13 protein-coding genes are annotated in these 20,205 nt (G+C 32.5%); 2 read left to right on the top strand and 11 right to left on the bottom strand.

Annotated elements, in window-relative coordinates:
* Positions 1 to 69 precede the first annotated feature (69 nt).
* Both G6N05_RS10525 and G6N05_RS10520 read left to right on the top strand, forming a co-directional pair.
* A complete protein-coding gene (locus G6N05_RS10525) occupies positions 70 to 2,847 on the top strand; it encodes a M4 family metallopeptidase (protein WP_166128390.1) in 2,778 nt (925 codons plus the stop codon).
* Positions 2,848 to 2,937: 90 nt separating this feature from the next.
* Positions 2,938 to 4,104: a class I SAM-dependent rRNA methyltransferase gene (locus tag G6N05_RS10520; RefSeq protein ID WP_166128387.1), complete on the top strand. Its 1,167-nt coding sequence runs from the start codon at positions 2,938 to 2,940 to the stop codon at positions 4,102 to 4,104.
* A gap of 100 nt (positions 4,105 to 4,204) precedes the next feature.
* Here the strand turns inward: G6N05_RS10520 and G6N05_RS10515 are convergent, their stop codons facing one another.
* From G6N05_RS10515 to G6N05_RS10465, 11 genes are all read right to left on the bottom strand, one after another.
* On the bottom strand, positions 4,205 to 5,806 hold the full coding sequence (locus G6N05_RS10515) for a fumarate hydratase (RefSeq protein ID WP_166128384.1): 1,602 nt from the start codon (positions 5,804 to 5,806) through the stop codon (positions 4,205 to 4,207).
* Positions 5,807 to 5,884: 78 nt separating this feature from the next.
* Complete coding sequence (locus G6N05_RS10510; protein WP_166128380.1) at positions 5,885 to 6,433, bottom strand: transposase; 549 nt, start codon at positions 6,431 to 6,433, stop codon at positions 5,885 to 5,887.
* Positions 6,434 to 6,551: 118 nt separating this feature from the next.
* The gene (locus tag G6N05_RS10505; protein WP_166128377.1) at positions 6,552 to 7,997 is read right to left on the bottom strand and encodes a nucleoside recognition domain-containing protein; all 1,446 of its coding nucleotides are present in this window, start codon (positions 7,995 to 7,997) and stop codon (positions 6,552 to 6,554) included.
* Between the two features lie 88 nt (positions 7,998 to 8,085).
* Entirely contained in the window at positions 8,086 to 9,195 is a 1,110-nt protein-coding gene (locus tag G6N05_RS10500) for a fasciclin domain-containing protein (RefSeq protein ID WP_166128374.1), read from the bottom strand.
* A gap of 24 nt (positions 9,196 to 9,219) precedes the next feature.
* Positions 9,220 to 12,534: a TonB-dependent receptor gene (locus G6N05_RS10495; RefSeq protein ID WP_166128369.1), complete on the bottom strand. Its 3,315-nt coding sequence runs from the start codon at positions 12,532 to 12,534 to the stop codon at positions 9,220 to 9,222.
* Between the two features lie 90 nt (positions 12,535 to 12,624).
* Positions 12,625 to 14,265 carry a glucose-6-phosphate isomerase gene (gene pgi / locus G6N05_RS10490; RefSeq protein ID WP_166128366.1) on the bottom strand — a complete coding sequence of 547 codons (1,641 nt, stop codon included), beginning with the start codon at positions 14,263 to 14,265 and terminating at the stop codon, positions 12,625 to 12,627.
* A gap of 3 nt (positions 14,266 to 14,268) precedes the next feature.
* Positions 14,269 to 15,504, bottom strand: coding sequence for a M23 family metallopeptidase (locus G6N05_RS10485; RefSeq protein WP_166128361.1), 1,236 nt, complete (start codon positions 15,502 to 15,504; stop codon positions 14,269 to 14,271).
* 17 nt (positions 15,505 to 15,521) lie between these two features.
* The gene (locus G6N05_RS10480; protein ID WP_166128357.1) at positions 15,522 to 16,442 is read right to left on the bottom strand and encodes a tryptophan 2,3-dioxygenase family protein; all 921 of its coding nucleotides are present in this window, start codon (positions 16,440 to 16,442) and stop codon (positions 15,522 to 15,524) included.
* 5 nt (positions 16,443 to 16,447) lie between these two features.
* Positions 16,448 to 17,221, bottom strand: coding sequence for a DUF3108 domain-containing protein (locus tag G6N05_RS10475; RefSeq protein WP_166128353.1), 774 nt, complete (start codon positions 17,219 to 17,221; stop codon positions 16,448 to 16,450).
* A gap of 425 nt (positions 17,222 to 17,646) precedes the next feature.
* Positions 17,647 to 18,810, bottom strand: a complete 1,164-nt coding sequence (gene hppD, locus G6N05_RS10470) for a 4-hydroxyphenylpyruvate dioxygenase (RefSeq protein WP_166128350.1) — start codon at positions 18,808 to 18,810, stop codon at positions 17,647 to 17,649.
* Positions 18,811 to 18,862: 52 nt separating this feature from the next.
* Positions 18,863 to 20,020, bottom strand: a complete 1,158-nt coding sequence (locus G6N05_RS10465; protein WP_166128345.1) for a homogentisate 1,2-dioxygenase — start codon at positions 20,018 to 20,020, stop codon at positions 18,863 to 18,865.
* Between the last annotated feature and the right edge of the window lie 185 nt (positions 20,021 to 20,205).

The raw sequence follows: 20,205 nt of genomic DNA, 5'->3' as shown, positions 1-20,205 counted from the left end.
AATAGTAAATAGTTTTGATTCAACATTCAGCTACTACTGAATTGACTAACTAACCAAAAAACATTAATTATGAAACAAAATTTTAGAAATGTAGGCTTGGCCACATTAACATTGTTTTCGTTTGTTGCTTTTGCCCAAGAGACAGACAAACATGTAAAACAAAAAGAAGTAAACAGTAATGGAATTCCTAGTCTAATTACATTTAATGAGAATTCGAATTTTAAAAGTTCTAATTCTACTCAAATTTTCAAAGATCAATTAGGCCTTAAAGCACATCAATCTCTAAATTCTATTTCAACTGAAATTGACGATTTAGGATATAATCATGAGAAATTTCAATTATTTCACAAAGGTGTTAAAGTAGAATTCGCCACGTATTCTATTCATTCTAAACAAGGAAAAGTCACTTCAATGAGTGGAGAATTTTACAACATTCCGGATGTTTCAAATGCACCACAAATTTCTGCTCAAGATGCTTTTATCATGGCAAAAAATTACACTGGCGCTAAAAGTTACATGTGGGAAAATACTGTTGAAGCAGAAAGTATTAAATACCAAATGCCTGTTGGTGAATTGGTTTTTTTACCAATAATCGATGCTGAAGTCAAAAAACAAGATTTTGATAATGTAAAACTGGCTTATAAGTTTGATATTTATGCCACTAATCCAGTTAGTAGAGGTGATTTGTATATTGATGCTAATACAGGTGAAATTTTATTTTATAACGCAACTATTAAACATTTAGGAGAACACGCGCATGGTGCAAAAACTACAAAAACAGCATTTACTAAGAACATAGAAAAACCTCAAAGCTTTGACTTGTTTAAAAACACGTCTCTAGTTGTTGCCGCAAATGCAGCAACTCGTTATAGTGGAACACAACAAATTCAAACATTATTAAGCGGGTCATCCTATATCTTATCTGATAATACAAGAGGTGGAGGTGCACAAACTTACAATATGAAAAAAGGAACTAATTATTCTACTGCGGTAAATTTTACTGATGTTGATAATAATTGGACAGCTGCAGAATTTAATAATACCAATAAAGATAATGCGGCTTTAGACGCACATTGGGGTGCAGAAATGACGTATGATTATTTTAGTGTTAAACATACTAGAAATAGTTATAACAATGCAGGTGCAAAAATTAACAGTTATGTTCATTATAGCTCAAATTATAATAATGCCTATTGGGATGGTTCAAGAATGACTTATGGAGATGGAAGCGGAACAGGTGGTTTTAACGCATTAACATCTTTAGATGTCGCAGCACATGAAATCGGACATGCTGTTTGTTCTAACACAGCAAATTTAGCCTATCAGAAAGAATCAGGTGCGATGAACGAAGGTTTTTCAGATATCTGGGCAGCTTGTGTGGAATATTTCGCAGCTCCAACCAAACAACCTTGGTTAATTGGTGAAGATATTGAAATGAGATCTGGACATGCAGCACTTCGTTCTATGAGTAATCCAAATGCAGAAGGGCAGCCTGATACTTATGGCGGAACGTATTGGATAAATCCTAATTGTACTCCAACTCAAACCAATGATTATTGTGGTGTACATACTAATTCTGGTGTTATGAACCACTGGTTTTATATTTTATCAATTGGAAAATCGGGTACAAATGATATCGGAAACGCATTTAACGTAACAGGAATTACTATTGATAAAGCGGCAAAAATTGCCTATCGTACAGAAGTTAATTATTTATCTGCTAATTCAACTTTCGCAAATGCTAGAACAGGTTCTATTCAATCTGCAATAGATTTATATGGAGCTGGAACTCCAGAAGTAATTGCAACAACAAACGCATGGTATGCTGTTGGAGTCGGAGCGGCTTATGCAGGTTCAACAGATACTACAGCGCCGTCAACACCAGCAAGTTTAGCAGCATCAGGAACAACAGCATCTTCTACAAATTTAACTTGGACAGCTTCTACAGATAATGTGGCAGTTACAGGTTATAATGTATACAGAGGAACTACTTTATTAGCAACTGTTACAACTACAAATTATGTAGCTTCAGGATTAACGGCTTCTACAGCTTATACTTTTTCTGTAAAAGCAAAAGATGCGGCGAATAATTTATCTGCTTCAAGTAATGTAGTGAATGTAACTACTTTAGCTGGTAGTGCAGTTACTTATTGTGCTTCAACAAGTAGTAGTACAGCAGATGAAAAAATTGCTAGAGTTGTTTTAGGTACAATTAATAATCCTTCAACAGGTACTGCAGGATATGAAAATTTCACAGCTTTATCTACGAATTTAACTAGAGGAACAGCTAATACCATTACAATTACTCCATCGTGGACATCTACTGTTTATAGTGAAGGATATGCCGTATGGATTGATTACAACAAAAACGGATTATTTACAGATGCTGGAGAATTAGTATATTCAAAAGCAACTTCTACAGCAACTACAGCTTCAGGTTCTTTCACAGTTCCAACTACTGCTACTGTTGGATCAACAAGAATGAGAGTTTCAATGAAATATAACGGAATTCCAACTTCATGTGAAACTTTATCTTACGGACAAGTAGAAGATTATTCAGTAAATATTTTAGCTACTGCTACGATTTCAACTCTTGCAGAAAACAATTCTAATGATGCATTAACTATAGTGTCTTTATATCCAAATCCAACAAGAGATATATTAAACATTGAAACAAATAGTGCAACTAAATTAAACTATACAGTTATCAACTATTTAGGACAAGTTGTAAAATCTGGAAGTATTGAAAATAACTCCTTAAATGTTTCTAATTTAAATGCTGGAGTTTATATTTTACAAATAAATGACGGTCAAAAATCGATTACTAAAAAATTCATTAAAGAATAATTTTAAATAAATATTAAATTAAAACGTCTCGAATTTCGGGGCGTTTTTTTATTCCATTAAGTTAAAGTAATTTTGCAAAAAAGATAAGCAATGAGTTTTCCAAAAGTAATTTTAAAAAAAGGTAAAGAAAAATCTATTCAACGTCGTCATCCTTGGGTTTTTAGTGGTGCGGTTTATGCCGTGACACAAGAATTGAATGATGGGGAAATGGTAGATGTAGTCGATTCAGATCACAACCATTTAGGAACAGGATATTTCAGTGATAAAGGAAGTATCGTGGTTCGAATTTTAACCTTCGGAACGGAAGTTTTTTCAGAAACTTTTTGGAAAGACAAATTGCAATCGGCTTGGTATTTACGTACGCAATTATTAGATTTTGAAGTTACGAATGCTTTCCGTGTGATTCATGGAGAAGGAGATGGAATTTCAGGATTAATCATCGATTATTACGATAAAAACTGGGTGATTCAAGCCCATTCAACTGGTGTTTTTCTTCAAATGAAAGAAATTGCTGAAGCGATTCAATCAAATTTCTCAAACCATTGCGATACGATTTATTGCAAAAGTGCCGGAACACTTCCAAATACAGGAACTGATTATTTCTTATTCGGAACTAAAGCCGATACAGTTGCAAGAGAAAACAATATTCTATTTTCAGTAAACTGGGTAGAAGGTCAAAAAACAGGTTTCTTTTTAGACCAACGCGAAAACAGAAAATTATTAGGTGAATTTTCAAAAGGTAAAAAAGTATTAAATACGTTTTGTTACACCGGTGGTTTTTCTATTTATGCGATGAACGCAGGAGCAGAATTAGTAACTTCGGTAGACATTTCTCAAAAAGCTGTTGATTTAGCCGCAAGCAATATGGAATTAAATTTTCCAAAAGCAAATCATACAGCCGTAGCCGATGATGTGTTTAATTTCATGAGAGAACACACGCAACATTACGATGTAATCGTTTTAGACCCACCAGCTTTCGCGAAAAGCATCAAAAGTAAACATACAGCAACTCAAGCGTACAAACGTTTAAATATAGCAGGTTTAAAAGCTTTAGCGCCAAACGGAATTTTATTCACGTTCTCTTGTTCGCAAGTTATCGATGATGTATTATTTTACAACACAGTTGCCGCAGCAGCCATCGAATCAGGAAGAAACATTAGAGTGTTACACAAATTAGGACAAGGTCCAGATCATCCAACCAACATTTACCATCCAGAAGGACATTACTTAAAAGGATTGGTGTTGTTTGTGGAATAAAGTTTCAGTCGCAGTCTCAGTATACAAAAAAGCCCAAAAATAATTTTTGGGCTTTTTTGTATTTATTTTTTAAAACTGAAAACTGAGACTGAAAACTTTTTTAAAGATTCGCAAAGAAATCATTTCCTTTATCATCTGTAATAATAAACGCTGGGAAATCTTTCACTGTAATTTTACGAACGGCTTCCATACCTAATTCTTCAAAATCTACTACTTCTACAGATAAGATATTTTCTTTTGCTAAAATCGCTGCAGGTCCACCAATCGAACCTAAATAAAAGCCACCATATTTATGGCAAGCGTTCATTACGTCTTTGCTTCTGTTTCCTTTGGCTAACATAATCATACTTCCACCAGCCGCTTGGAATTCATCTACATAAACGTCCATTCTTCCTGCTGTTGTTGGTCCGAAACTTCCTGAAGGCATGCCGTCCGGTGTTTTAGCTGGACCCGCATAATAAACCGGATGATTTTTGAAATACTCTGGCATTGGTTGTCCAGCGTCTAATAATTCTTTAATTTTTGCGTGAGCGATATCTCTTGCCACAATCAATGTTCCGTTTAATTTCAAACGTGTTTTGATTGGGTATTTCGATAATTCTGCTAAAATTTCTGCCATTGGTTTGTTTAAATCCACATCAACAGCTGGTTCTAAATGTGGAGCTGTTGCAGGTAAAAACTGACCAGGATTCGTTTCTAATTGCTCTAAGAAAATTCCATCTTTATTGATTTTTCCTTTGATATTTCTATCCGCCGAACAAGAAACTCCCATTCCAACCGGACAAGAAGCGGCGTGACGTGGTAAACGAATCACTCGAACATCATGTGTTAAATATTTTCCACCAAATTGTGCTCCAATTTGACTTTCTTGACAAATTTGTTGTACTCTTTTTTCCCATTCTAAATCGCGAAAAGCTTGACCCGACATGTTTCCAGAAGTTGGTAAATTGTCGTAATATCCCGCTGATGCTTTTTTCACAGTCGCTAAATTCGCTTCCGCAGAAGTTCCACCGATTACTAAAGCTAAATGGTAAGGCGGACAAGCAGCAGTTCCTAAATCCATAATACGCTCACGAACAAATTCTTCTAAAGACTTGTCGTTTAATAACGATTTTGTTTTTTGATATAAGAAGGTTTTGTTAGCTGAACCACCACCTTTTGTTAAAAATAAGAATTCATACGAATTTCCTTTTTTAGCGTAAATATCAATTTGAGCTGGTAAGTTTGAACCTGAATTTTTTTCTTCAAACATCGAAATTGGAACAATTTGCGAATATCTAAGATTTTTATTTTGGTAGGTATTGAAAATTCCTTTCGATAACCATTCCCCATCTTCCACACCTGTGTAAACGTTTTCACCTTTTTTGGCAACTACAATTGCAGTTCCAGTATCTTGGCAAGAAGGTAATTGGCCTTCTACTGCTACAGCAGCATTTTGTAATAAATTATACGCTACAAAACGGTCGTTGTCAGTAGCTTCTGGGTCTTCAATAATATTTCGTAATTTTTGTAAATGTGCCGAACGTAACATGAAAGAAACATCGTCCATAGCTTCTTGCGCTAATAATTCTAAACCTTTTGGATCAACGACTAAGATTTCTCTGTCGCCTAATTGTTCCACTTTTACAAAATCTGAAGTTAATTTTTTGTAGGTTGTATCGTCTTTTAAAATTGGATACGGTTCTTGATATATAAAGTCCATTTGTATGTGTTTTGAAATGTAAAGTTATGAAATATTATTTTTCTAACCTGCAAGGTTTTCAAAACCTTGTAGGTTTTTTTATTCTAGCTTTTGTTTTTCTGATAAAACTTCATTTTTAAAATCGTGACAATAAATAAAGTTATCGATGTCTTCAAATAAACGAATAACTTCATTTCTTAATAAATTAGTTGCTTTATTAGAAAGAATTGTTAGGTAGGAAGAAAAAGTAAAACTTTTATAATCCATATCTAAGTGGTGTTTTGGATTTAAATGAATGTACTGAATGACATTTTTTAAATATTCTTCATTTTCAATTTGAATTCTTTTGAAATGTTTTTCAAACAAACTTCCAGTTCTATTTTGTTGTTTATTGAAAGATTTTGCATAAGCATTAAATAAATTTGATAATGCTTGTGTTACTTCTGTTTCATTATTAATTCGAATTACAAAATGAAAATGATTATCCATTAAACAGTATGCAAATGTTTCAACTTTGTTTTCTAGATATTTCAAATAAAGTTTCAAAAAATATCTTTTATTTTCATCGGAAGTAAAAATAGGTTCTCCATTAATTCCTCTATTGTAAATATGATAAATTTTGTCTTTTTCTAAAATTTCAAGTTTCATTTGGCGTATATTTTTAACCTGCAAGGTTTTTGAAACCTTGTAGGTTTGGTTTGTTTAACATATTTTGTATTATTTGAAATACCTACAAGGTTTTGGAAACCTTGCAGGAAAAGAAACACTATTTCACAAAAAACCAACTCGCCACCAAAATAGCAGAAATTACACAAATTAAATCTACTAAAAGCATCATTCCTAAAGTGTAGCGCGTGTTTTTGATGTTTATACTTCCAAAATAAACGGCAATTACGTAAAATGTTGTTTCAGCACTACATTGGAAAATACAACTTAATCTTCCTGTTAACGAATCTACGCCAAAAGTTTTCATCGAATCAATCATAAAGCCACGGGAACCGCCTGAACTAAAAGGTCGTAACATGGCGACTGGTAAGGAATTCGTAATGTCTTTTGAAACTCCAATGTTTGAAAAAGCGAAGGATAGTCCGTTACTTATAATTTCGAACAAACCGCTATTTCTAAAAAATGAAATGGCTACTAACATTCCCATTACATAAGGGAAAATTTTCACACCTGTAGTCACACCATTTTTCGCACCTTCTACGAAAGTATCGAAAATGGTAGTTTCTTTTTCGATGAATTTTTTTTCGTGAATGAATGAAAATATTAAAGTAAAACCTATGATTCCAATTAACATTAAACCGGATAAATTTCCTGTAAAATAATTTTTACCAATTATATCTAAACCATTGATATACCACATTAAACCTGCTATTGCACCTACAATAATTCCAATGGCTCCTAATAATGTAAAACTTTTGAAGTTTAGTTTTTGTCTAATTCCGACCAATAAAAACGCGGCAATTGTTCCGATGAAAGATGTGATAATACAAGGTAACATCACATCTGCTGGATTGGCCGCATGTTCTGCTGCACGATATCCAATAATTGAAGTTGGAATTAAAGTTAAACCAGCAGCGTGCAAACACATAAACATAATTTGTGCATCGCTGGCTTTGTCTTTATCAGGATTTAATTCTTGTAGACTTTGCATGGCTTTTAATCCGAAAGGCGTGGCGGCCGAATCTAATCCAAGAAAATTGGCTGCAAAATTTAAAGTCATATAGGAAATCGATTCATGATTTTTTGGAATCGAAGGAAAAACTTTTTCAAAAACAGGACTTAGTTTTTTGGCTAATTTTTCCGAAGCTCCAGAAATAATTAGCAATTCCATTAAGCCACAGAAAAAAGCTAAATAGGCAATTAAAGGTAAAATGATTTCGAACAAACTGAATTTACATGTGGGCAATAAACCATCTGATTTTTGTTTGCCACTAAATATTTTTACGGTTTGACTTTTATATACGTAAGTGGTATCGGCATTTAAAGTGTCTCGATTTATAGTAAACGTTTTTTCGTCAGATTTTTGAATACTATCTTGAATAAACTCTGGAATTTCTTTTAAGTATTTTTCAGAAATTAAAATCGGATCATCTTTTTTACCGTTTAAAACAAAATCTACAGAATAACTATTTCCAGCAAATAATCCAATAATTACAAATGCAATTGACGAAATAAAAATCGCTAACCAAAACCTACTTAATACCATCCTTTTTTTTTGTAAATGTAAGATTTTATAAGATAAAAAAAAACCGCCTTGAAATTAATCAAAACGGTCTCTAAATTTTTTATTTAAATTAAAGTACAGGCTGTAAAACTCTATCGATAAGATGGATTATTCCGTTTGATGTATGAATATTTACGGTTTTAATGTTTGATGCGGGTACTGTAAGAGCTGGGTTTTCAAATAATTTCACTGAATTTTTTTCAATTCTAAAAGTTTGAAAAATAGTAGTTGAAGTTCCTAAATTTACTCTTGTTGTCACTGTAGCATCAGTTGTTGCTGCAGTTGGTAAAAATGATGTTGCAGATGATGCTCCGTTATTAATGTTACCAGTAGAAGTACCAATAATCGCAGTTTGAGTAAAAGAGCCAGCGGTAGCTAAATGATAACGCAATATTTTTGTAATATCAGCGGCAGATTTACCATTTAAATAACCACCTGTAGCAAGTGCAGTTGTAAAAGCTGCATTGGTTGGTGCAAATATTTGTGTATTACTCGCAGGTGTTGTTAATTGAGCTAACACAGCAGCTTGTGCAGGATCCGTAACAACAGTTAATAATGTTGATAAATTTGGATTTGCAATTACTGTACTAACAAGTGTAGGTAATTTCATAACAGACTCTACATAATGAATAACTCCGTTACTTGCATTAATATCACCTTTAGTTACTTTTGTTCCTCCGTTTGTTGTTCCTCCGTTAATTACTATTCCACTTGTTTTAGTTACATATGCACTTAATCCAATAGATGTAGAAAGTAAATATGGAGAATATGTTTTGATATATCCGCCATCAGGTAAATCTGAGGCTAAAGTTCCAGTTACTACAAAATGATTCATTAATACTCTTTTTAGTTCCGCTAATTGTGCAGCAGATAATGTTGTAAAATCTGTAGCTTCAACCAATGTTCCAGCAGGAATCAATGTTGATGAATAAGTTGAAAATGAGGCGTTGTTTGGCGCAAATAATGTGTATGAACCTGGATTTGTTGTTAAAGCAAATAATTGAGTTGCTTTTAATGCTTTTACCAAAACAGTATAGTCATTTGTTGAGTTTTTTTCTAAAGTTTCTGCAATTGTTGGATATTTTTCAATTACGTTTTCTGTATCATTTTCGCAAGAGAATGATAATAAAGCTACAGTAACTACTGCAATGGCTTTTGATATTTTATTTATTAGTTTCATATCTAAATAGTTTATTTTATAATATTATTTTCCGAAAGTATATCTTAATGTAAATTGTGCTTGCCAAACATCAAAAGCAGATGAGTTGTTAGAGAAAGTATCTTTTGTTAAAAATCTTTTTCCTGTATCGTCTGTTTGTACCGACATTTGTAAACCTGGAGTGTAGTTGTTTGCAGCACTTGGTGCTTCTCTAACAGAAAGAATTTGTGAATTTGTTACTCTTTTTGAAACTCCCCAATCGTTATTTAATAAGTTGGTAAAGTTTAAGATATCTGCTCTAAATTGAAAAGATTGTTTTTTACCTTTAATTTTCAAGAAGAAATCTTGAGTAACCGAAAGATCTAAACGGTGTAACATTGGTAACTCGTTAGCGTTTCTGTCAACATATTGACCTCTTTTTCCTTTTAAATAAGAATCTTGTTCAATATATTTATTAAAAGCTTCAGCTTGTTGTGCTGCTGTATATAAAACTTGATTTACTCCACCAACGTTTTGTGTAATATCTACGAATCTAAGTTCTGACACATTATTTGGGACGTATAATAAATCGTTACCATTTACACGGTCACCATTAATATCACTTCCATACGTGTACGTAAATGAACCAGCTTGCTCTCCAATATATCCAATATTAAATGATGTTGATCCACCATATTTTTTACCGTAATTTAATTTATAACCTAATAAACCAACAATTCTGTGAGGTGTGTTGTTGTTAGAGTTAGATACATCTAAATTATTGTTTCCTAAAACAGATCTTGCACCTGTCCAAGAACCTGAAGCAATTGAACCTGCAGATAATAAATCTTGTGCGTTAGAATAGGTGTAAGCTACAGAACCCCAAAATCCTTTTTTGTATGGATATTCTAATTTAAATGTTGTAGAATAAAAATATCCTTTATTTGAATTCGATAAAACAATAGCATTTGAAACATTATTGTTTACTCTTGCTCCAGCATCAGTTCCAGAATAGAATGGTCTGGTATCACCACCATTGCTTATGTTTCCAACTGGATCAGCTAAGTTGGCATTATAATAAAAAACTTCGTTAATATTTTTACTATAGATAGCTTCAACAGACCCAATAAAACCAAATGGTAATTTTTGATCTATTGCAATATTTGTTTTCCAAGATTGTGGAAATTTAAAATCATTATCTGTAAAAGCTAAATCAAATGTTGAAGGCAATTGTGGTGTGCTTGGTGTAAAATATTGTCCAGGATTAGCTGTAAAACCATACCCTCCATTTACTAAATCTGCACCACTTACGTCAATAAACCCTGTTAAAACTCCATTATTTCCAATAGCGTTAGATAAGAAAACCAATGGTGGTCTTCCAGTGAAAATTCCCGTTCCACCTCTTACTACAGTTTTTGCGTTTTTATTTACATCTAAATTGAATCCTAATCTTGGTTCAAATAAATATTGAGTATCTGGCATTTTACCAGTATTAAGTTTCTCACCATTTGCAAATGTCATGGCAGTTACTGCTGTGTTTTCTATAGCCGTGTTTTCAAAACTAACTGCTGTAGCTCGAAGACCATAGGTTAATTTTAAGCTGGTTGAAACTTTGTATTCATCTTGAGCATAAACATCAATTTTATTAGATTTTAAAACTTGCATTGGTTCTGCACCACCTGGCAAAGCAGAATATCTGAATTGAAATCTTGATGGTAAATATGTAGATGATGGCGCTCCACCATTAGCAACAGTTTCTGCAACTGCATTATTAAAAGTAGTAAGATCGTCAAAAATATACACTCCATTTGATGCTGGGAAGAAGTTATTGTTAGAAACAAATCTTTCATAATTGGCACCAAATAATAAAGTGTGTTTACCGAAGTTTCCAGTAATATTATTGGTAAAGTGAAGGGTTGAGTAATCTAATAAATTTGATGGTGTAAACGGATCTAAACCAGCAGAAATATAGTTATTTGCACCTTTTTTAATATCAATAGTTGGGAAAAGTCCACCACCTTGTAAATCTCTGTTTTCAAGTTGTTTGTCGAATCCTGCAATAAAATTGTTTGACCATTTTTCAGAAATTTTCCAATCCCATTCTAAAACAGCTGATCTTGTATTATCTTGAATTACATATCCACTATTTTTGTATGACATAGAAAAAACATTCGTTCTTCTGTTACCAAAACCGGCAGAGTTTGAATTTGAAATTAATTCATCTGATCCTGAATCATGATGCACATAACGAGCTGTTAATTTATGATTATCATTAATATTCCAGTCAATTCTTGCTAAAAACTTTTTTGATTCTCTTACTGCATCAAAATTTTCAAAAGGTCCAGTTTCGTAGCCAAATGAGTTTTTTAATAAATTAGATAAATTTACCAAATCTGTATAAGCCGTTTCAGATACTTGTGCACCTCCAATTGGTGAACCTGAAGAAGTCCAAGTTGTTGCTGGACTCGTGTTGTCAATGGTTTCAAAGTTTCCAAAGAAAAACAATTTATCTTTAATAATAGGTGCTCCAATACGTGCTCCCCAAATTTTTTCTTGAAATTGAGAAGGTGTAATTTTCACATTTCCAGCTCTTTCTCCTAAAAATTCTTTTTTATTATTTCTGAAAGAATGATAAACAGAACTTTCAATTTCATTAGTTCCACTTCTAGTTACTGCATTAATTCCAGAACCTGTAAAACCAGATTGTCTTACGTCAAAAGGAGCAATATTTACTTGAAGTTGTTCAATTGCATCTAAAGAAATGGCTGTAGAACCTGTTCTTCCTCCTGCTTGAGTATCAGATCCTAATCCAAATCCGTTATTAAAAACAGAACCATCAATTGTAAAATTGTTTAAACGAGAATCTTGACCACCAAAAGTTCCATTACTACCAGCATTGGCATTATATTTTGTAATACTGTTTATACTTCTTGAGCCAATAATTGGAACACTGTTTATTTCTCTTGTAGAAAACTGTTGACCCGCACCAGTTTTACCTTTATTGTAGGCGTCTTTAGCATTAACGGTTACAATTTTTACTTCTTCAATTGCATTAATAGCACTTTGTAATTGTAAATTAATTACAATTGAATTCCCTAAAGGAGCAAAAACTTCTTCAATGATATACGGATTATAACCCGTATAGTTTACTTTAATAGTGTAAGGACCACCAGGTCTTACAGAATTTGCTGAGTAATTTCCCTTTTCGTCTGTCGTCGAGAAGTATTTTGTTCCAGTAGGAACGTGTTTAATTTCTACTACAGCAGCTGGAAGCGCTTCTCCTGATGTTGATTTTACAGTACCAGCTATTGCTGATTTTGTTACCTGTGAAAATCCGACACCAGAAAGTAATAGAAAAAACCAAAAAACACACTTTTTCATTTTGTTTATTTATAAATTTTCGACAAAATTAGAAAACAAAGAAGCGGCTTAGGTTAAGAGAATGTTAACAAAAATTTATCTTAAATTAATTTACCCAGTAATGAATTTGCTAATTAGCTGACTAGTTGAACTATCGTGATTTTTGACTGTACCACTTTCAATTTCGCTTAAAATAGAGTTGGCTAATTGTTTTCCTAACTCAACTCCCCATTGATCATAACTATAAATGTTCCAAATAATTCCTTGTACAAAAATTTTGTGTTCGTACATGGCAATTAATTTCCCTAAACTTTCTGGAGTTAATTGGTTTATTAAAATAGTGTTTGATGGTTTGTTTCCTGTGAAAACTTTAAACGGAATTAATTTTGAAATTTCTGCTTCGGTTTTTCCTTGTGCTTCAAATTCTGCAAGAACTTCCTCTTTAGATTTCCCTTTTAATAAAGCTTCAGTTTGTGCAAAAAAGTTCGACATTAATTTATTATGATGGTCTTTTTCTCCGTGAAGTGGTTGAATAAACCCAATAAAATCTGTCGGAATTAATTTTGTTCCTTGATGAATTAATTGAAAAAAAGCGTGTTGCGAATTGCTTCCTGGCTCGCCCCAAACAATTGTTCCGGTTTGATAATTTACTGGAAATCCATTTCGTGCAATAGATTTTCCGTTGCTTTCCATATTACTTTGTTGTAAATAGGGTGCTAATTTTTGTAAATATTGTGTGTATGGAATTAAGGCTTCTGTTTCAGCTCCAAAAAAGTTATTGTGCCAAATGCTCAATAAAGCCAATACAACTGGAATATTATTTTCAAAAGATGTGGTTTTAAAATGCGTGTCCATTTTATTTGCACCTTTTAATAATTGATTGAAATTATCGTAACCAACTGCTAAACTAATCGTTAAACCAACGGCGCTCCATAATGAAAAGCGTCCGCCAACCCAATCCCACATTGGAAAAATGTTTTCAGGCGCAATTCCGAAATTTGTTACGTTTTGTAAGTTACTTGAAACAGCCACAAAATGCTTAGATATGTCTTTTTCCGAAGCATTTTGCAAAAACCATTTTTTAATTGTTTCCGAATTGGTTATCGTTTCTTGAGTAGTAAATGTTTTAGAAACAATGACAAATAAAGTGGTTTCTGGATTTATTTTTTTTAAAATTTCTTGAATGTGATCACCATCAACATTAGAAATAAAATGTGTGTTTAACTTATTTTTATAAAATTGAAGTGCCTCCACAACCATTGCCGGACCTAAATCTGAACCGCCAATTCCGATATTTACTACATCTGTAAAATGTTTTCCAGAATAGCCTTTCGCTTCTCCAGAAATTATAGAATTTGTAAAGTCTTTTATTTTGTTTTTTGTAGCAAAAATTTCAGGAATTACGTTTTCGCCTTCAAATAGAATGGTGTCATTTTCGTTGGCACGTAAAGCGGTGTGAAGCACAGCTCTGTCTTCTGTTTCATTAATTTTTTCGCCTGAAAAATATTTTGAAATGGCTTCTTGTAAACCTACTTCATTTGCTAATTCAATTAGTAAACTTAAGGTTTCTTTGGTCCAATTGTTTTTAGAAAAATCTACATAAAAATCGTTCCATTCAATATGGAATGTCGCAGCTCTTTTGGCATCATTTTCAAACAAATCATTTATCGATTGAAACTCAATTTCAGAAAAATGTGTTCTTAATTTTTGCCAAGCATCAGTTTCAGTTGGATTTATCGTATTAAGGCTCATTTTTTACTCTTTAAAAGTTTTTGTGGTGATGTCTTCCAATTCTTTTTTAAGCGGTGCAATTGTAGCCAAATATTTTTCTTTTTGTTTTTTTGTCATGGGTTCCGAAGTAGGTAATTTCAATCGTAATGGATCAACTTGAACTCCATTTTTCCAGAAACGATAACACACGTGCGGACCAGTTGCTAAACCCGTACTTCCCACTTTTCCAATCACTTGACCTTGTGTTACAGATTGTCCTCTGCGAACCAAAATTTTAGACATGTGCAGGTATTGTGTGGCGTATTTTCCGTTGTGTTTTACTTTTACGAAATTTCCATTTCCAGAAGTGTAACCAGTAGCTTCTACAACACCTGAAGCGGTTGTTTTTATTGGCGTTCCATGTGGTGCTGCATAATCAGTTCCGTTGTGGGCTTTCCATGTAAATTGTACCGGGTGAAATCTTCGAGTAGTAAATTTTGAAGTTAATTTAAAGAATGACAAAGGTGCTTTTAAAAACATACTTTTCGCACCTGATGCTTTTTCATCAAAATATTCTGGTTTTTTTTGTTTTTCGTTGATTTTGTATGGAAAAGCGTAGATCTTTTTCCCTTTGTATTCAAAATAGGAAGCTTCCACTTCATCTACACCTAAATATTCACCATTTTCGAAATATTTTTCTTTGATAGTAACGGCAAATTTATCACCTTTTTTAAGTTTGAAAAAGTCAATGGAGTATTTGTAAATTTGTGCTAATTCATTTGCTAAAGAAGCACTAACTCCATTTCTTGAAAGTGTTTCAGATAAGGAACCGTCTAATTCTGCAGCAATAGTTCTTCTTTTAATTACAGTTGGACGTGTTTTAATTTGTACATGAATTGAATCTCTTAAATCAACAACTAAATAACTCGTTTTATCCTGAACATAAACTAAAGCTTTTATGTTTTTTTTATTTTTTTTGTCTGATAAAGTAATGAAAGGTTTACCTGCACGAATGTTTTTTATATTGAAAGAATCTTTAATTTTCTCTGTAATATCAAAGGTTTTTAAACTATCTGGTAACGTATACGCTTCTAAAATAGTGCTAAAAGTATCTCCAGATTGCAAAGTGTCTTCTACCACCGAAAAGTCATTAAAAGTAAACCCATATTTTTTAATTATAGGTTCTTTTTTGACGGTTTTTTCTGCAATTTTTTTGGCGTTTTCTTTATCTTGACAAGAAAACGTTAGTAGTAGTATAAGTGCGTATAGTAAATATTTCAAACTGTTTTTTTTTGGTATTATTCTCCCCAATTTTTTAATTCTTCTTCACTCCAAAGTTCTGGAAAGAAAATTCTTCTTTGGTATTTTGGCAGCATGTATTTTTTCCAATCACTTCCACCAGTTGCTTCATGATTTCCAGGAACACTTTCTATATATTTTTTAGCGGCATTGAAATGACCCATCACCCAAGTGATATTCACTGTTTTGTCGTAATGACGCATGGCAGCAATTAGTTCTGGATTTTTTTGATCGTTTTCAGGTAATTGTTTGAATTTTTTCCAAAGATTCTTGTCACTATAATCTTCCATAAAGCACAAAAATTCTTTTTTGTATTTGCGTTCAAATTCTGTTAACAAATATGATTTTTCACCAGTATAATAATCTTTTCCAGCAGCTTGCCAATACATATGTTCCAAAGTATTTGGATAAGATGCAGCAGTGTCAAATCCAGCTCTGTATCGGATATCAATTAGGTTGATTAAATCTGTTGAAGCGAATTCAATCATTCTATATTGGGCACTTTGAAAGCCACTCGCTGGCGTTAACGTGTTTCTAAATTTTAAATATTGTTCCGGCTCCATTCCGTCTTTCATAATATCAAAAGAAGTAGTAAGCATATCAAAATATCTGCTGATTCTACCTAGTCTTTCTGTGAAAAATTCGGTACTTGGAGCCTCATTATAACAAACTTGCTGCATTTCCCAAAGAATCATTTTGAACAATAATTCATTGACTTGATGGTACATAATAAATACCATTTCGTCTGGTAAAGTGGTGCGTTGAATTTGCAAGTTTAAAAGCGCATCGGTTTGTATGTAATCCCAATAAGTTATTGGTTTAGCCCAAAGCAATCCTTCTAAATGAGTTTCTGTATTTTGATTTATTTTATCAAACTTTTCGTTTAATTGTTCGATTTTTTCTTTAATAGTATCTTGCAAAACAGTTAATTTTTAAAATTTATGGGATGTTTTAATCCTTTATATTGATCGATGTCGGCTTTGATAGATCCAACGGCCAAACTCGCTTTTACTCTGATTGGAATTTTGTTGCTATCGTCTGAAATCCAAACAGTTAAACTTTCTTCTTCCTTAAATACACGACCTGCTTGTACTAAAGGTTTAAAGATCATGCAGTTTATTTTTCCAAATTTAGAGTTTATATTTTCTCTACCAACAAATTTAAGCTTAAATTTTGTAGTTTCATCATCAAAAAACATATCAATTGTGATTGATTCCCCCACATTTAATTTGTCAATTTTAGGATGATTTCTTAAATAATAAAATGATGAAACAATATCTTGTACATTTTCGGGTACACTAAATGTTTTTTCCGTTTTGTTTTTGTAGTCTTTTACTAGAACAGTATTGTTGTTTTGATTGAAGTAACCTTGTTGGTTTTTGGTATAACCACCTTCGTTGATATTTCTAATAAAAACATAAGGTTTGTTTGTTTCTTTGTTAAAGTAGCTTTCGTAGTTGTCTACCACTTTAAACATCATTTTAGTCATACCACTTGTGTAACCTTTGCCTACAACATGGTGCATTTTTTTACCGTTAAGTTCTGCGTCTTTAACTTCTAAAGTAGCATAACCAGCATTGATAAGTCCGTAATGTATTCTTAGTTTAACAAATTCTCCAACAGTATAAGAATCAACTTGAGCAGTATCAAACGAGTTTGATAGTATAAACACAGTAAAAAGTAAAATTATCTTTTTCATTTTATAAGTTTTTCTTAGAAGAATACAATTATTGTTCCAAAGTTACAAAAAACAAAAAACCCAGTCAAAAGATATGACTGAGTTTTTATGTTTTAACCAACCAAAAAACTATAAATTATGAAAACTTATATACAATATGAGTCTACTACCTCTCAATTGCCCTGCAAAGATATGTTAAGGTTTTGTGTTTTATTTAAAGAAAAATCAACTTTAACACTTTTAACAGAATAATATGTAAGAAAAGCGGTTAAAATTTAACAAAACAAAAAAATAATAACTTTTTATTGAGTATTTGACAATGCAGATATTTAACTAATTGTTTAAAAATGATGAAATTTATCAGTTTTTTTACTAATTCTTCCTAAAACGCTTTGAAATAAAAGTGTTTTATAAAAAAAGCAGCTTTTTACAGCTGCTTTAGTTTTTTATAGTGTTCCTCTTTTGGCTTGTTCTCTTTCAATTGACTCAAAAAGCGCTTTGAAATTTCCTGCTCCAAAACCTTTTGCACCCATTCTTTGAATAACTTCGAAGAAAAGAGTTGGTCTGTCTTCAATTGGTTTGGTGAAAATTTGTAACAAATACCCTTCTTCATCCGCATCAATCATGATTCCTAATTTCTGAAGTTCATTAATATCTTCTTTAAATTTAGACATATGATCTTTTAATCTTTCAGGAATAGCATCATAATACGCTTGTGGTGGCGTACTTAAAAATTCAATTCCACGAGAACGCATATCCGCAACAGTTGTAATAATATCGTCAGTTGCAACTGCAATGTGTTGTACACCTTCGCCTTCATAGAAATCTAAATATTCTTCAATTTGAGAACGTTTTTTTCCATTAGCTGGTTCGTTGATAGGGAATTTAATTCTTCCGTTTCCGTTACTCATTACTTTAGACATTAAAGCCGAATATTCCGTAGTAATTTGTTTGTCGTCAAAAGAAAGGAAATTCACAAATCCCATCACGTCTTCAAACCATTTTACAGCTTCATCCATTCTGTTCCATCCTGTATTTCCAACCATATGGTCAATGAATTTTAAACCAACAGGTTCTGGATTGTAATCCGATTTCCATTCACTGTATCCAGGTAAAAAGATTCCGTTATAATTTTTACGTTCTACAAATACAAAAACCGTTTCTCCGTAAGCACCATAGATACCTGCGCGAACTACTTCACCGTTTTCATCACTTTCAACAACTGGTTCAAAATAAGATTTTGCGCCACGTTTTGTAGTTTCTTCATAAGATTTACGAGCGTCTTCTACCCAAAGTGCAATCACTTTAACACCATCTCCATGTTTTTTTACATGTTCTCCAATTGGTGAGTTGCTGTTTAAAGCGGTTGTTAATACCAAACGAATTTTATCTTGTTTTAATACATAAGATGCTCTGTCTTTTACGCCTGTTTCTAATCCAGCATAAGCCAATGATTGAAAACCGAAAGCTGTTTTGTAAAAATGAGCCGCTTGTTTTGCATTTCCAACGTAAAATTCTACGTAGTCTGTTCCTAATAAAGGCAAGAAATCTTGCGCGCCTTCAAATATTTTTTCTAAGCCGTATTCGACTGATTTTAATTCGTTACTCATAATATATATTTTAATGGTAATATGAAAATTACCTAAAGTTGTGATTGTTTAATTATTCTACCCAAGATTTATAGTACTGACCATCGTCTAATCCCATCGCTTCTTCCGTTATCATTAATGGGCGGAACGTGTCAACCATAACGGCTAATTCTAGTGTTTCGGTATGACCAATACTTCTTTCCATGGCTCCTGGTGCTGGTCCGTGTGGAATTCCTTTTGGATGTAAAGTAATGTGACCTTGTTCGATGTTATTTCTACTCATAAAATCACCATCTACATAATACAACACTTCATCAGAATCGATATTACTGTGATTGTATGGCGCAGGAATTGATTTTGGATGATAATCATACAATCTCGGTACGAATGAACATATTACAAAAGTAGACGTTTCAAAAGTTTGATGAATTGGTGGTGGTAAATGAACTCGACCTGTTATTGGTTCGAAATTATGAATTGAAAATCCATATGGGAAATTGTATCCGTCCCAACCGATAACATCAAATGGGTGCGTAGCGTAAACCACTTCATGCATCATTCCTTCTTTTTTGATTTTGATTAAAAAATCACCTTTCTCGTCATAGGTTTCTATTTCGGTTGGTAATTTGAAATCTCTTTCGCAAAATGGAGAATGTTCTAAATGTTGACCTGATTCGTTTTTATATCTTTTTGGCGTATAAAATGGCGCATAAGATTCTACATAAAACAAACGATTTTCTTCAGTATTGAAATCGATTTGATAAATCATTCCACGAGGAATAATAAGATAATCGCCATATTCGAAATCAATATTTCCCATCATTGTTCTGAGTTTCCCAGAACCTTTATGGATAAATATCATTTCGTCTGCATCGGCGTTTTTATAAAAATAAGTACGTAATGATTTTTTTGGTGCGGCTAATCCGATAATACAATCTTTATTGACTAACATGTCTTTACGACTTTCTAAAAAATCGTCAGCTGGTTTTAATTCAAAACCTTTTAGTAATAAAGATTTGATGTTTTTACCGATTGCAATTTTTGGTTCAACAGAGTAAGATTTGGTAATTTCTTTAACTTGTGTTGGTCTGTGAACATGATACAATAATGAAGAATGTCCATTGAATCCTTCTGTACCAAAAAGTTGTTCGTAATATAATCCACCATCAGGTTTTTCAAACTGTACGTGGCGTTTTTGAGGGAAATCTCCTAATTTATGATATATTGGCATTTTCTTTTTTGTTTAAAAGTTGATACTGTTTATGATTTTTAAAGATTAAAATCATAAATTTTAAAAAAAAGAAGCATACTCATTCAGGATTTCTCTTGATGAGGAATTTTAAATAGGCTAATAATCCGTCCCAATTTTTCATATTTATAAAAACTTATTTTTTAGCGGTCAAAAAAGGAATCGCT

It is taken from the genome of Flavobacterium bernardetii (assembly GCF_011305415.1).
Classification (GTDB): Bacteria; Bacteroidota; Bacteroidia; order Flavobacteriales; family Flavobacteriaceae; genus Flavobacterium; species Flavobacterium bernardetii.
Note: the sequence above shows the minus strand (reverse complement) of the source record. Positions and strands in the feature narration are given on the sequence as shown.

Coding starts and splice junctions, on each gene's coding strand:
- G6N05_RS10525 (WP_166128390.1), top strand. CDS start 70: ATGAAACAAAATTTTAGAAATGTAGGCTTGGCCACATTAACATTGTTT.
- G6N05_RS10520 (WP_166128387.1), top strand. CDS start 2,938: ATGAGTTTTCCAAAAGTAATTTTAAAAAAAGGTAAAGAAAAATCTATT.
- G6N05_RS10515 (WP_166128384.1), bottom strand. CDS start 5,806: ATGGACTTTATATATCAAGAACCGTATCCAATTTTAAAAGACGATACA.
- G6N05_RS10510 (WP_166128380.1), bottom strand. CDS start 6,433: ATGAAACTTGAAATTTTAGAAAAAGACAAAATTTATCATATTTACAAT.
- G6N05_RS10505 (WP_166128377.1), bottom strand. CDS start 7,997: ATGGTATTAAGTAGGTTTTGGTTAGCGATTTTTATTTCGTCAATTGCA.
- G6N05_RS10500 (WP_166128374.1), bottom strand. CDS start 9,195: ATGAAACTAATAAATAAAATATCAAAAGCCATTGCAGTAGTTACTGTA.
- G6N05_RS10495 (WP_166128369.1), bottom strand. CDS start 12,534: ATGAAAAAGTGTGTTTTTTGGTTTTTTCTATTACTTTCTGGTGTCGGA.
- pgi (WP_166128366.1), bottom strand. CDS start 14,265: ATGAGCCTTAATACGATAAATCCAACTGAAACTGATGCTTGGCAAAAA.
- G6N05_RS10475 (WP_166128353.1), bottom strand. CDS start 17,221: ATGAAAAAGATAATTTTACTTTTTACTGTGTTTATACTATCAAACTCG.
- hppD (WP_166128350.1), bottom strand. CDS start 18,810: ATGAGTAACGAATTAAAATCAGTCGAATACGGCTTAGAAAAAATATTT.
- G6N05_RS10465 (WP_166128345.1), bottom strand. CDS start 20,020: ATGCCAATATATCATAAATTAGGAGATTTCCCTCAAAAACGCCACGTA.